At 67.5% G+C, this 13,303-nt stretch carries 12 protein-coding genes; 2 read left to right on the forward strand and 10 right to left on the reverse strand.

Annotation, left to right across the window (positions count from 1 at the left end; translation table 11 throughout):
• Nucleotides 1-45 precede the first annotated feature (45 nt).
• A complete protein-coding gene (locus tag IB273_RS05035) occupies nucleotides 46-939 on the forward strand; it encodes a LysR family transcriptional regulator (protein WP_192223409.1) in 894 nt (297 codons plus the stop codon).
• 125 nt (nucleotides 940-1,064) lie between these two features.
• Here the strand turns inward: IB273_RS05035 and IB273_RS05040 are convergent, their stop codons facing one another.
• From IB273_RS05040 to IB273_RS05070, 7 genes are all read right to left on the reverse strand, one after another.
• Nucleotides 1,065-1,958, reverse strand: coding sequence for an alpha/beta hydrolase (locus tag IB273_RS05040; RefSeq protein ID WP_192223410.1), 894 nt, complete (start codon nucleotides 1,956-1,958; stop codon nucleotides 1,065-1,067).
• A 16-nt stretch (nucleotides 1,959-1,974) separates the two neighbouring features.
• Nucleotides 1,975-4,194: a TonB-dependent siderophore receptor gene (locus IB273_RS05045; RefSeq protein ID WP_412548068.1), complete on the reverse strand. Its 2,220-nt coding sequence runs from the start codon at nucleotides 4,192-4,194 to the stop codon at nucleotides 1,975-1,977.
• 87 nt (nucleotides 4,195-4,281) lie between these two features.
• Nucleotides 4,282-5,676, reverse strand: a complete 1,395-nt coding sequence (locus tag IB273_RS05050; protein ID WP_192223411.1) for a sensor histidine kinase — start codon at nucleotides 5,674-5,676, stop codon at nucleotides 4,282-4,284.
• Nucleotides 5,676-6,368 (reverse strand): response regulator transcription factor, encoded by a 693-nt coding sequence (locus tag IB273_RS05055; protein WP_192223412.1) that lies wholly within the window; start codon nucleotides 6,366-6,368, stop codon nucleotides 5,676-5,678. Before IB273_RS05055 ends, IB273_RS05050 begins: the two co-directional genes overlap by 1 nt.
• Nucleotides 6,369-6,464: 96 nt before the next feature.
• Nucleotides 6,465-6,914 (reverse strand): methyltransferase family protein, encoded by a 450-nt coding sequence (locus IB273_RS05060; RefSeq protein ID WP_192223413.1) that lies wholly within the window; start codon nucleotides 6,912-6,914, stop codon nucleotides 6,465-6,467.
• Nucleotides 6,915-6,979: 65 nt separating this feature from the next.
• Nucleotides 6,980-7,630 (reverse strand): DUF5074 domain-containing protein, encoded by a 651-nt coding sequence (locus IB273_RS05065; protein WP_192223414.1) that lies wholly within the window; start codon nucleotides 7,628-7,630, stop codon nucleotides 6,980-6,982.
• A gap of 41 nt (nucleotides 7,631-7,671) precedes the next feature.
• The gene (locus IB273_RS05070) at nucleotides 7,672-8,868 is read right to left on the reverse strand and encodes a helix-turn-helix domain-containing protein (RefSeq protein ID WP_192223415.1); all 1,197 of its coding nucleotides are present in this window, start codon (nucleotides 8,866-8,868) and stop codon (nucleotides 7,672-7,674) included.
• A 95-nt stretch (nucleotides 8,869-8,963) separates the two neighbouring features.
• On the opposite strand from IB273_RS05070, the gene IB273_RS05075 reads away from it, so the two are divergent.
• Nucleotides 8,964-9,713 (forward strand): DUF899 domain-containing protein, encoded by a 750-nt coding sequence (locus IB273_RS05075; protein ID WP_151187065.1) that lies wholly within the window; start codon nucleotides 8,964-8,966, stop codon nucleotides 9,711-9,713.
• 219 nt (nucleotides 9,714-9,932) lie between these two features.
• Here IB273_RS05075 and IB273_RS05080 read toward each other — a convergent pair whose 3' ends face one another.
• Genes IB273_RS05080 through IB273_RS05090 form a run of 3 tightly spaced genes read right to left on the reverse strand, consistent with a single transcriptional unit; the run spans nucleotide 9,933 to nucleotide 13,280 of the window.
• Complete coding sequence (locus IB273_RS05080; RefSeq protein WP_192223416.1) at nucleotides 9,933-10,862, reverse strand: sulfonate ABC transporter substrate-binding protein; 930 nt, start codon at nucleotides 10,860-10,862, stop codon at nucleotides 9,933-9,935.
• Between the two features lie 4 nt (nucleotides 10,863-10,866).
• Nucleotides 10,867-11,910, reverse strand: coding sequence for an L-glyceraldehyde 3-phosphate reductase (mgrA, locus tag IB273_RS05085; RefSeq protein WP_192223417.1), 1,044 nt, complete (start codon nucleotides 11,908-11,910; stop codon nucleotides 10,867-10,869).
• Between the two features lie 47 nt (nucleotides 11,911-11,957).
• Complete coding sequence (locus tag IB273_RS05090; RefSeq protein WP_192223418.1) at nucleotides 11,958-13,280, reverse strand: LLM class flavin-dependent oxidoreductase; 1,323 nt, start codon at nucleotides 13,278-13,280, stop codon at nucleotides 11,958-11,960.
• Between the last annotated feature and the right edge of the window lie 23 nt (nucleotides 13,281-13,303).

A 13,303-nucleotide genomic window follows, 5' to 3' on the forward strand; every position in this document is an offset into this window, starting at 1 on the left:
CCGCAGGTATAGTGGAAATGAATATCCGGTATCCCAGGTATATGAATGAATAATCTGCGCAGGCTCGACCTCAACCTGCTGGTGACCCTGGACGTGCTGCTCTCCGAGCACAACGTGACCCGCGCGGCCCAGCGACTGAACTTCTCGCAGCCCTCGGTGAGCGTGCACCTGGCGAAGCTGCGCGACATCTTCGACGACCCGTTGCTGCTGCCCGGCCCGCGCGGCATGCGCCCGACGGCGCGGGCCGAATCCCTGCGCGAACCCTTGCGCATCGCCCTGGAAGCGCTGGAGCAGGCGGTGGCGCCCTCAGCGCCTTTCGACCCTGCCCAGGCGGACAACACTTGGCGCATCGCGGCGACGGACTACGGCGAATCGACCATCCTGCTGCCGGCCTTGAGCGCCATTCGCGGCAGCGCGCCGGGCACCCGCCTGGCCCTGCTGGAGCTGTCGCCGCCGCGCATCGCCCGGCAGGCGGAGCAGGGCGATATCGACCTGGCCTTCCATACCACCGAAGGCAGCCCGCCAGGCATGCGCCGCCGTACGCTGTTCAGCGAACGCTATGTGCTGGCCGGCCGCGCCGGGCACCCGAAGCTCAAGCGCAAGCCGAGCCTGGCGCAGTTCTGCCAGCTGGAGCATGTGATGGTGTCGCCCGACGGCGCCGGCTTCAGCGGCGTGACTGACGAGACGCTGGCGGAGGTTGGCTTGAGCCGGCGAGTGACGCTGTCGGTGCCGCATTTCCTGTTCGTCATCTCGGCGCTGGCCAGCAGCGACCTAGTGGCCATGGTGCCGGCGCGGCTGGTGCGGGATAACCCGGCGTTGCGGGTGGTGGAAGCGCCGGTGGCGGTGCCGGGCTATGAGATGTCGATGCTCTGGGATGAGCGCTCGCACCGCGATCCGGCGCATCGGTGGTTGCGCGAGCGGATTGCCGCATCGGTCTAAGGACGGAGCACACCTGTAGGAGCGGGCCATGCCCGCGATCGCGCGCATGGCGCGCTCCTACAAGAGGCTTCGGCGTTCTGGGTGGGTTCGTGAGCAAGTACGCAGGACAAGTGCGTCCTGGCGTATCAGTCCACGAAGCGCAGCCGTAACAGGTACTTCAGCGAAGCGGCCAGCGTCTGCCCATGGCTCAGGCCGTCGAAGGCATGGAACTGCGCCTGCATGCCGGGAGCCCTGGCGACATCTTCCACCAGTTGCTGGGCGGCGCGGGGAGCGCTGGGGGTGATGTCCTCGCGCGGGCGGAAGGGTTCTTCACCGCCGCGCATCAGCAGCAGTTGCGCAGAGCGACCGGCCAGCCGCTGGGCGAAGCCGTCCTGCTCCTTGAGGATGGCGCCGTCGCCCCACCACAGCGAAGGGCTCGCCGGAGCGTAGAAGCTGAACTGCTGCGGTCGGGTGAGCAGCGCGTGGAGCGTCAGCAGGCCGCCGTAGGAATGGCCCCAGAGCGTCTGTTGCGAGCGGTCGATGGGCGCCTGGGCGGCTACCGCCGGGAGCATCCGGTCGCGCATCAGATCGAGGAAGGCGTCGGCGCCGCCGCTGGGATCACCGGTGAGCGGGTCTTTCTGCTCGGCAAGCTGCGGGCGCGTCGGGGTGTAGTCGCGGGTACGGCCACTGCGGTCAATGCGCAGGGACGTCTGGTAGCCGACGGCGACCAGCAGCGGTGCCTTGCCACTGTTCAGGTCGGTCAGCAGTTTCTCGTCCAGCGCGCCGATGGCGGCGTTGCCGTCGAGCATCCACACCACCGGGTAGCCGGTAGCGGGGGCGGGATGGTTCGGGCGGGCGATCCACAGCTGGTAGTGACGCTGGCCGTCGGCGGAGTCCAGCTTCAGCTCGCTGAAGCGGTACGCCAGGTCGTTGCGTTGCAGCAGGTGGGTGTCCATTTTCTGGTCGGGGGCAGGCGCTGCGTGCGCTGCCAGCCCCGGCACGGCGAACGCCAGTGCCAGGGCCAGGAGGCGAATGCTCATCAGGCTTTTTCTCTAATCAGAACGACGCGGTGAGGCTGGTGTACAGCGTGCGGCCCGGCTCGTTGTAGGTGGCGGCACCGGCACCTTCGATGCCATTTACGCCCTGGGCGTTACCCTCGCGGAACAGGCGCTTGTCGAAGACGTTGTCCACCCCGGCGGTGAAGCTCAGGTTCTTGGTGAACACGTAGGTGCCGCTCAGTCCGGCGATGGCGTACGGCGAGAGCTGGTTGTTGGCGCTGCCGGTGACGCGGTCGCCGTGGTAGTCGTACTTCTTCGGCGTCTGCTTGCCGTACCAGGCAACGCTGGCCTGCAGCGACAGCGCGTCGGTGGCCTGCCAGTCGAGCATGGAGTTCAGGGTGTACTTCGGCGTTACCGAGAGCACGTCGCCGGTTTCCTTGTTCTTCGATTGCAGCATGTAGGTGAAGTTGTTGCTCCACTTCAGCTGCTCCATCAGCGGGATGGTCAGGGTGCCTTCCAGGCCCTCGACCAGCGCCTTGGGCACGTTCTCCCACTGGTAGATCGCCGCGTTGGCGTAGCTGCCGGTGCCGCCGCTGGCCTGATCGATGGGCGACAGGCCCGACTCGATCTTGTTCTTGTAGTCATTGCGGAAGTAGGTCAGGCCGGCGATCAGGCCGTCCTTCTGGAACTCGATGCCCAGCTCCTTGTTGACGCTGGTTTCCGCCTTGAGGTCCTCGTTGCCCTGCAGGTAGCAGCTGGTGCTCTGGCCGTAGCAGCCCTGGCCACGGCTGTAGAGCAGGTAGTCGGGGTTGAGCTGGTAGAGGTTCGGCGCCTTGTAGGCGCGGGCGATGCCGGCCTTCAGGGTGACGGTATCGGTCAGCGCGTGGGACAGGTTCAGCGACGGGCTGAAGTTGTCGCCGACGATGCTGTGGTGGTCCCAGCGCAGGCCGGGAGTGAGCATGGTGCCGGGCATCAGCTCGATGTTGTCTTCGGCGAACAGCGAGAAGATCTGCGCCTGCGAGGTGGTGTCACGGTTGCTACTGGTCAACCCCGGCACCGAACCGCCTTCGCTGGTGGTCTGGGTGTTGGCGCTGGGGTCGTCGAGCTTCTGCTGCACCCATTCGCTGCCCAGGGTCAGGGTCTGGTCGCGCCAGGCGTGCAGCGGCAGGTTCACTTCGCCGTGGGCGGTCAGGTCGCGCAGGGTGGCGGTGTAGAAATCGGTGTTGCTGAAGATGCCCTCGGTGCCGCCGGCCAGGCCTTCATTGATGCGGCTGTTGCGGGTCTTCTCGTACTGCAGGTAGGCCATGGAGCTGCCGAAGTCCCACTCGCCGCGATGGGTGATCGAGTAGTTCTCGCGGTACATGCGGTTGGTCTCGTGGCCGAGCATGGACTTCACGTTGGCGTTGCTGTTGGTGTTCTGCGTATCGCCGGTGTAGATGTTGCCCTGGCGGCTGAAGCCGGCCTCGAAGTCCAGCGTCTGCTCGGGCGTCAGGTGCCAGCTGAGCAGGCCGTTGACGTCCTTGTTGCGCACGCCTTCGCGGCCGGCGGGGAGGGTGCCGGCCTGGTTGCCGGTGCGGTTGGATTCGTGGCCGGCGTTGATATCCCAGTCGTCCGAGTCGGTCTTGGCGACGTTGCCGTACACGCGGTAGCTCAGGGTGTCGGTCAGCGGGCCGTTGAGGCCGAAGGTCATGCGCTGGGTGGCGCCTTCGTCACTGTGCTGCGGGAAGTTGCTGTAGACGGTGACGTCGCCGTGGGTTTCCTTGCCGGCCTGCTTGGTGATGATGTTCACCACGCCACCCGCCGCGCCGTTGCCGTAGCGCGCCGCCGCCGGGCCACGGAGGACTTCGATGCGCTCCACCTGGTCGGCCGGCACCCAGTTGGTGTCGCCGCGCGAATCACGCTCGCCGCGCCAGCCGTAGCGCACCGCGTTGCGGCTGGAGACCGGCTTGCCGTCGACCAGGATCATGGTGTTTTCCGGGCCCATGCCGCGGATGTCGATCTGGCGGTTGTTGCCGCGCTGGCCGCTGGTGGAGTTACCGGTCAGGTTCACGCCCGGCATGGTGCGGATGATCTGCGACAGGTCGCTCGCCGGCGGGCGCTTCTTGATGTCCTCGGCGGTGATGATCGACACGCCCGGCATCTGCTTGGCTTCCTCGGCGGCGGTGGCGACGATGGTCTCGCTGTCGAACTCGACGACATCGGAATCGGCGCTGGCGGCCTGCACGGCGAAGGACAGCAGGCAGCTGGACAGCAGCAGGAAGGGCGGAAGGAACTGCATCGGACGGGACGACATCGGTGATCTCCGGCAACTGAAAGATCGCCAAATGATAATGACTGCTATTTGCTAGTAAAGCGCATTAACTTTCTAAACACTTGCGGCGCTTTGTTGGCCCAGTTTGCTCGTTGGCGAGAGTGCGGCGGGCAGCAGCAGGTGCAGGCAAAGCCCCGACTTGCCATGGGCTGTGCCGTTTTCCGCCCAGAGCCGCCCATCCGCCAGCTCGACGCCGCGCCGGGCGATGGCCAGGCCGAGGCCGAATCCGCTGGACTCCGAAGGCTGCAGCCGCTGGTAGGGCTGGAAGATGCGTTCGAGGTCTGCTTCGGCCACACCGGGGCCGTCGTCGCTGACGCACAGGTGCCAGAACGCGCCCTCGCGCCAGCCGTCCAGGCGCACGCTGCCACCGCGCGGGGAATGGCGGATGCCGTTGCGCAGCAGGTTTTCGATGGCCTGGGCGAAGCTGTCCAGGTGCACCTGCACCACGCACTCGGTGCCCAGCGAGCAGGGCAGTCGCTCGGGCTCCCAGCCGCTTTCGAAGCAGGCGTCCTCGCGCAGCGCCTCCCAGACCGACAACACCAGTACCGGCTCGCGCTCGAGCTGCGGACGCTCGGTGTCCATCCAGGCGAGGTCGAGGGTGTCTTCCAGCAGGCGCTGCATGTCCTGGATCTCGCGGTCCAGGCGTTGCCGCAGCTGGTCCGCCGGCAGGTCGCTGTCATGGGCGATGCGCAGGCGCGCCAGCGGCGTGCGCAGCTCGTGGGATAGCGTGCGCAGCAGCAAGCGTTGCTGCGCCAGGCTGTGCCGCAGGCGGTCGGCCATGTGATCGAAGGCCAGCGCCAGTTCGCCCAGCTCATCGCGGCGATGGGCCAGTGGTGTGCCGGGGCCCTCGCTGTCCAGGTCGTCGGCGCGCAGGGCATCGGCGCGGGCGCGCAGGCGATTGAGCGGCAACACCAGGTGGCGATAGATCAGCAGGCCGAGGAGGGCGGCCAGCAGGGTCGGCACTACGCCGTGGCTGAACAGGTGCGTCCAGGGTGTCAGGCCGCCCGGCAGCAGGCGCTCGGGCAACTGCATGACCAGCCGGCCGCGCTCGGGATGCCGGGGGAATTCGATGCTGACATAGGGCAGCTCGTCCTGCAGGCGCCGGCTCATCGGCCAGTGCAGCATGCGCATGAAGGTCAGGTGGCTGGATTCCTCCGCCGTCAGCGGCGTGGTGCCCAGGCTCTGCAAGTGCTCGCCGATCACCGCAACCCAGGTGTCCTCGGCAGCGGAAAGCTCTCGGCGGAATTGCTCCACGCCCTCGGCGCCCTGCTGCTCCCAGACCCTTTCGGCCTGCTCGGCATAGCGTGCCAGATAGTCGCGATCCTCGGTGCCGAGGAAGTAGGTGCTGCGCTCCAGCGACAGGCCCCAGGTCCAGATCAGCCAGGTCAGCAGCAGGCAGAAACCGACCTGCAGCGCGGCGATCTTCCACAGCAGCGGGTGACGACGCATCAGTGACGTTCCGCGTCTACCAGGATGTACCCCTGGCCGCGCACGGCCTGGATCTGCACCTGTTGCGCACCGATGACCGCCAGCTTGCGGCGTAGGTTGCAGACATGCACGTCCAGCCCCCGGTCGAGCCGCGTGTAGGCACGGTGTAGCACGCTCTGGTAGAGGAAGCTCTTGCTCAGCGCTTCGCCGGCATGGGCGTTCAGCGTCACCAGCAGGCGGTACTCGGAATGCGTAAGACCCGCGTGTTCACCGTTGCGGGAAACGTCCTGCAGTTCATCGTCGAACTGCACTGAGCCCTGCGGGCGTGGCACTTCGCGGGAGCGATCCAGATTGACCCGGCGCAGCAGCGCATCGATGCGCGCATCCAGTTCCGCCAGGCTGAAGGGTTTGGGCAGGTAGTCATCGGCACCGCGGGTGAAGCCGGTGATGCGATCCTGTTCCGCGCCCAGGGCGGACATCAGCATCACCGGCGTGGTGCGCGCGCTGCGCAGCGTATCCAGCAGGGACAGGCCATCGACGCCGGGCAACATGATGTCCAGCAGGACCAGGTCGAAGTCGTTCTGGTGGACAGCCACCAGCCCCTGATCACCGTTCGCGCAAGTAGTGACGGCAAAGCCGCGCTGACAGAAATGACGTTCGAGGTCCAGGCGAAGACGGGAATCGTCTTCCACCAGCAAGAGCGAAGGGGACACAGCAGGCCTTGATGCGAATATTTACCATTTGCAAATATCTCACCCCTTTCCGTCAGAAGGCAATGGCGATTTGCCCGGCATCTGTCAGAAACAGCCTCAGACCCAGCGCCGCACCCGGCTGCAGAAAGCCTCGAACTCCGCACCGAACAGTTCGCGCAGCGCCCGCTCTTCCGGGCGAATCTGAAAGCGCCCGATGTACAGCACGAAGACCGCGACACCGAGCACCGCCAGCGCCGAACCGAGGAACACGCGCCAGCCCAGCAGGACGATGGCGAAGCCCAGGTACATGGGATTGCGCGTATGCCGGTAGATACCGGCGACCACCAGCGAAGAGGCGGACTCCGGCTTCAACGGGTTGACCGTGGTGCGCGCGCGGCGAAACGACGCAACGCCCGCCAGGCAGACTGCGATCCCGGCCAGCGCCACCAGCAGGGCCAGCCACAGCCGGTTGCCCAGCGGCTCGATCGGGCGCACCGCCAGCCACATCAGCACGGCGGTGATAATTGCCACCAGGGGTGGGGGAATACGGTGTTCCAGCCAATCCATGCTCGGTCTCCGGGCCGGTGCGGCCATCTCCAGTGAGGTGCCCACACTAGCCCAGATCGATGCCCTTAGCGCGGCCGGCGTACTGCGCGGACCTTGCCGCTGTTGCCGCCGCCGCAGTAGAAACGCTCGCCGCCATCGGCCTCAAGGCCGGAAACATGCACGCCTTCGGGCATGTCCAGCTGCTCCAGAACAGCGCCGGACTGCGGGTCGATACGGCGTAGCTCGCTGTAGGTAGATTCCGGTTCCCAGGTGCCATGCCAGAGTTGGCCCTCGACCCAAGTCACCCCGGTGACGAAACGATTTGAATCAATCGTACGTAGGACTTCGCCGGTTTCCGGGTCGATCTGATGAATCTTCCGTGCGCGGTACTCGCCGACCCAGAGCGAACCTTCCGCCCAGGCCATGCCGGAATCGCCGCCGTTGCCCGGCGCGGGAATGGTCGAGAGGACCTTGCCGCTGGCCGGGTCGATCTTCTGGATGCGGCTTTCGGCGATCTGGTAGAGGTGCGTGCCGTCGAACGCGGTGCCGGCGTGGGCGGGCACTTCGATGGCACGTTCCAGGTGGCCGTCTTTCGGATCGAGGCTTTGCAGGCGCTCGCCGACAGCGAACCAGACGCGCTGGCCGTCGAAGGTCAGGCCGTGGACGGTGCTGACGCCGGGGAAGGGACCGTACTCCTGCAGTACCTGCGCCGGAGATTGCTTGTAGTGGGTGGTCATGGTGTAGCCCTGCACGTTGTGGGTGGGAGCCTTCAGCCTATTCAGACACCGAAGGGCGCGGGGAGTAACAAGGTCGTCGCGAATCCCGGCGCTGGCGGCAGCGTCCAGCGACGGGCGCGCCCTTGCCCGAGCGCCTGTACCCGGCCGGCTTCGGCCAGGGTTTCGAGGGCGCGCTGCACGCTGCGCTGGCTGGTATCCAGCGCCAGGGCCAGCGCCGAGCTGGACCAGGCCTGGCCGTCACTGAGCAGCGCCAGCACTTCAGCGTTGGCGTCCTCCAGCGGAGGCGCAAGGACCACCGGATTGGCGGCGACCAGCCGATAACCACGAGGAGTCGACTCGATGCTGGCCACGGGCTGCAGCAGGCGCCGCAGGCGGCCGATTTCCACGCGCAGGCGTGCCCGGTGGGTTTCGTCCGGGTGACGGGTGCGGAACACCCGGCCGATCAGCTCGGTGCGCGTCACATCGCCCGGCCAGGCTTCGGCCAGCACACGGGCCAGGGCAAACAGCACCGGGCGGCTGCTCAGCGACAGGTCGCCGATGCGGTTGCGGCAGGCGTCCACCACCAGGGCGTCGGAATGCAGCAGGCTTTCCACTTCATCCAGCGACAGCAGGCGGGTGTGCTGCTTGTCGATCTGCCTGACGGCCGGCGCTGCGAGCGTGCGCGCCGCCTGGTCGATCTCCGCGCGCAGGGCGGGAATACCCGACGCGGCGGCTGCCTCGGCGGCCCTGCGAAGCGTCGTGCGTGCTTGACCGGCCTGCAGCCGGCGCACAGCGATGCCGGAGGCAATCAGCCAATGCACCGCGCGCAGCGGCGCCGGTAGTGATTCCGGTTCCAGTTCGGCAAGTGCTGCATGGGCCTGATCAAGCTGGCCGATCAGCAGCGCGCGGCGGATCAGCAGGTAATGGGCGTGGGCAGCGTTGATCCTGTCGCCATGGAGCTGCAGCACCCGCGCCGCCTGCTCCAGCGGTACCGTCGACCAGTTCAGCTCGCGGCTGGCCAGCGCAACTTCCGCCTCGGCCACGTAGCAGCGGGCGCGCGCCATCGGCTCATGGGCACCGAAGGTGCGGGCGGCGCGGCGCAGCAGGGTACGTGCGCGAGGGAAATCACCCAGCTGGGCCATGGCAATACCGCGCAGGGCCAGCGCCGGCGCGTCTTCTCGCAGCGCCACGCGGTTCAGCGCGCCCAGCGGATCGCCGGCCGCGAGGGCACAGGCTGCCGCCGTGATCAGCGAGTCCATGGAAATCCTGCCAACTTTGTCACTCCCGTCGAGCACGGCCCGCTGCCTAGTCTAAGCCATGCCCACCGAGCCGCCGCTGGCGGAGGAGAACTGTCATGACTGCCCATCCCACCGCTACCCGCGAAGAATGGCTGGCCGCACGCCTGGACCTGTTGGCCGAGGAGAAGGCCCTGACCCGGCGCAGTGACGAACTGGCGCGCAAGCGCCAGGCGCTGCCCTGGGTGCTGGTCGACAAGGACTACCGCTTCGACACCGAGCACGGCCCGGCGAGCCTTGCCGACCTGTTCGCCGGCCGCTCGCAGTTGCTGGTCTACCACTTCATGTTCGGCCCGGACTACCGCGCCGGCTGCCCGTCCTGTTCGAACATCGCCGATGGCTTCGATGGCTACGCCACCCACCTGGCGAACCACGATGTGAGCCTGCTGGCGGTCTCCCGCGCGCCGCTGGAGAAGTTGCTGGCGTACCGCCGGCGCATGGGCTGGAGCTTCCCCTGGGCGTCATCCCACGGCAGCGGCTTCAACTACGACTTCAACGTGTCGTTCACCGAAGCGCAGCAGCGAGGCGGGGAAGTCGACTACAACTTCCGCCGCGAAGGCCCCGCCGCGGGTCCGGCGCCGGCGCCCGTGGTGGAAACCGCCGCCTGCTGCGGCACCGACGTGGCGACCTTCACCCGCGATCTGCCGGGGATGAGCAGCTTCATCCGCGAGGGTGACCGCATCTACCACTGCTACTCCACTTATGCCCGTGGGCTGGACTCGCTCTGGGGCCTGTTCCAGTGGCTCGACCGTGCGCCGCTGGGGCGTAACGAGCAGGGCGTCTGGTGGCGTCGGCACGACGAGTATTGAGGGTATCGGCGGACTTTCCATATAGGAGCTGGCCATGCCCGCGAACCGCGGACGGAGTCCGCGCAGCTCCGGTGTGCGTCGGCGCCGTAAGCCCTGCTTACGGGTCGCGAGCATGGCTCGCTCCTACACCGGCCAGCGGCGGACTCTCACTGTAGGAGCGGGCCATGCCCGCGAGCGCGGACAAAGTCCGCGTGTGCCCGCGTGCATCGGCATCATGGGTCAGGGCTTCCAGCGCGCCGCGCTAATATCCACGGCGCGCGGCAGGATACGCTCGGCGAGGAACAGGTCGGCGGTGCGCTGTTGCGCGGCAATATCCGCATCACCCACGGGTTGAATGGGCGAGGGCGGACGGTGCCTGAAGGTTTCCTCTATCACCGCCGGCGCCAGCCCGGTCACGCGCGCCATGATCGCCACGCTGCCGGCTTCGTCGCTGCGGGTCAGGGCTTCGGCCTCGTTGAGGGCTTCCAGTACCTGGTGAATGAACGCCGGGTTGGCGCCCGCGTATTCCCGGCTGGACAGGTAGAACGGCCCGCTCAGGCCAACCGCCGAACCGTCCGCCAGCAAGCGCGCATGGCCGTCCAGCAGCAGCGCCGAATACCACGGGTCCCAGATCGCCCAGGCATCCACCCGGCCGCTCTCGAACGCGGCGCGGGCATCGGCCGGCGTCAGGTACAGCGGCTGGATGTCTTTCAGGCTCAGGCCTTCCTTCTGCAGCAGGCGCAGCAGCAGGTTGTGCGAGCTGGAGCCTTTCTGGAATGCCACGCGCTTGCCCTTCAGCTCGGCGACGCTGCGGATCGGGCTGTCCCTGGGCACCATCACGGTTTCAGCCTGTGGCTTGGGTGGCTCGACGCCGACGTAGAGCAGGTCGGCGCCGGCGGCCTGGGCGAAGATCGGCGGGATGTCGCCAGTGGAGCCGATATCGAGGCTGCCGACGTTGAGCGCTTCGAGCATCTGCGGCCCGGCGGGGAATTCGATCCACTGGACCTGAGTCTGCGCGAAACGCTTCTCCAGCAGGCCGTGTTCCTTCGCCAGCACCAGGCTGACCGAGGCCTTCTGGTAGCCGATGCGCAGCTGCGCCGGGTCCTGCGCCTGGGCGGTGCCAGCCACGAGCAGCAGCAATCCGGCGAGCAGTCGATTGAGCAGTCTCACAGCCTTATTCCTTCCAGTCGTGGGAGGGTTTTTCCCAGAGGTTGATCCCGCCTTCCACGGCGTGATGATCGATCTCCGCCAACTCCTCGCGGCTGAACACGAGGTTATCCAGCGCAGCGACGTTCTCGACGATCTGCTCCGGTCGGCTCGCACCAATCAGCGCAGAGGTTACGCGGGCATCGCGCAGCACCCACGCCAGCGCCAGTTGCGCCAGGCTCTGGCCGCGGCGCCGGGCGATTTCGTTCAGCGCGCGGGCGCGGCGCAGGTTGTCCTCGGACAGGTGCTCAGGGCGCAGCGAGGCGCCGCCCGGCTGGTTGACCCGCGCATCGCCCGGCACGCCGTTCAGGTAGCGGTCGGTGAGTAGCCCCTGGGCCAGCGGGGTGAAGGCGATGACGCCCGCACCCAGCTCGTCGGTGGTGGCCAGCAGGTCTTTCTCCACCCAGCGGTTGAACAGGTTGTAGGCCGGCTGGTGGATCAGCAGCGGTACTTTCCATTCCTTCAGCAGCGCGGCGAGTTCGGCGGTCTTGCCGGCGGAATAGGATGAGATGCCCACGTACAGCGCCTTGCCTTGCTGCACGGCAGTGGCCAGGGCACCGGCGGTTTCCTCCAGCGGCGTGTCCGGGTCGAAGCGGTGCGAGTAGAAGATGTCCACGTAGTCCACGCCCAGGCGCTTGAGGCTCTGGTCGAGGCTGGAGAGCAGGTACTTGCGCGAGCTGCCGCCCTGGCCATAGGGGCCGGGCCACATGTCCCAGCCGGCCTTGGTGGAGATCACCAGTTCGTCGCGGTAGGCGGCGAAGTCTTCGCGCAACAGGCGGCCGAAGTTGGTCTCGGCGCTGCCGTAGGGCGGACCGTAGTTGTTGGCCAGGTCGAAGTGGTTGATGCCCAGGTCGAAGGCGGTGCGCAGCAGGGCGCGCTGGCGGTCCAGCGGCACGCTGTCGCCGAAGTTGTGCCACAGGCCCAGGGAAAGAGCGGGCAGCACCAGGCCGCTGCGGCCGACACGGCGGTAAGGGACGCGCTGGTAGCGGTCGGGGTGGGCGAGATAGGTCATGGGGACTCCTGTGGGAACGGGCCGCAGCCAGTGCGGCCCGTGGATCGTCAGAGGGTGTAGCGGTTGGCCGGGCGCTTGAGCCCGAGATGCTCGCGCAGGGTGCTGCCGCTGTACTCGCGGCGGAACAGCCCGCGTCGCTGCAGTTCCGGGACGACATGGTTGGCCACGTCTTCCAGCCCGCCGGGCAGGTGCGGCACCAGGACGTTGAAGCCGTCGGCGGCGCCACCTTCGAACCAGGCCTGGAGCTCGTCGGCGATCTGCGCCGGCGTGCCGATCAGGCTGTAGTGCCCGCGTCCGCCGGCGATGCGCCGGCCCAGCTGGGCAAGGGTGAGGTTCTCGCGCCCGGCCAGTTCGGTGAGCAGCAGCTGGCGGCTGCGCTGGCCGCTGTCGGTGAGCGGTAGCTCAGGCAGCGGGCCGTCCAGCGGGTAGGCGGAAAGGTCGAAGTTGCCGAGCATGCGCGACAGCAGCGCGACGCCGACCTGCGGCTCCACAAGCTCTTGGAAGGCCTCGAACTTTTCCTGCGCTTCGGCCTGGCTCTGGCCAACCACCACGAACACGCCGGGCATGATGCGCAGGTCATCCGCGCTACGACCGAAACGCGGCAGGCGGCCCTTGAGGTCGTTGTAGAAATCGCGGGCGGCGGCCAGTGAGGTCTGCGCGGTGAACACCACTTCGGCGGTCTGCGCGGCCAGCTCGCGTCCGGTCTCGGAACTGCCGGCCTGGACGATCACCGGGCGGCCCTGGGGCGAGCGCGCGACGTTCAGCGGGCCCTGTACGCGGAAGTTTTCGCCCTCGTGGTTCAGCACATGCAGCTTGGCCGGGTCGTAGTACTGGCCGCTGGTCTTGTCGCGGGTGAAAGCGTCGTCTTCCCAGCTGTCCCACAGGCCGGTGACCACTTCGTGGAATTCCCGCGCGCGGGCATAGCGCTCGGCGTGGCCGAAGTGTTCCTGGCGGTTGAAGTTCAGCGCCTCGGCGGCCGCGTCGGAGGTCACCAGGTTCCAGCCGGCGCGGCCTTCGGAGAGATGGTCGAGCGAGGCGAACTTGCGCGCCACGTGGTACGGCTCGTTGTAGCTGGTGGTCACGGTGCCCACCAGGCCGATGCGCTCGGTCACCGCCGCCAGCGCCGAGAGCAGGGTCAGCGGCTCGAAGTGATCGGAGCGCGCCATGCGGCTGGCGATGTCGCCAGTGGGCGCGGCCACGCTGTCGGCAACGAAGAGCGCGTCGAATTTCGCCGCTTCGGCCACCTGCGCCAGGCGCTTGTAGAGGCGGAAGTCGAGGCCGCCGTTGGCCGGCACGTCCGGGTGGCGCCACGCCGAGACGTGGTGACCGGTGGCCATGAGAAAGGCGCCAAGGGAAAGGGTGCGTGTCATGTCGGTTTTCCTGTGTGTCCGTC

It is taken from the genome of Pseudomonas sp. PDM19 (assembly GCF_014852215.1).
In the GTDB taxonomy this organism is placed as follows: domain Bacteria; phylum Pseudomonadota; class Gammaproteobacteria; order Pseudomonadales; family Pseudomonadaceae; genus Pseudomonas.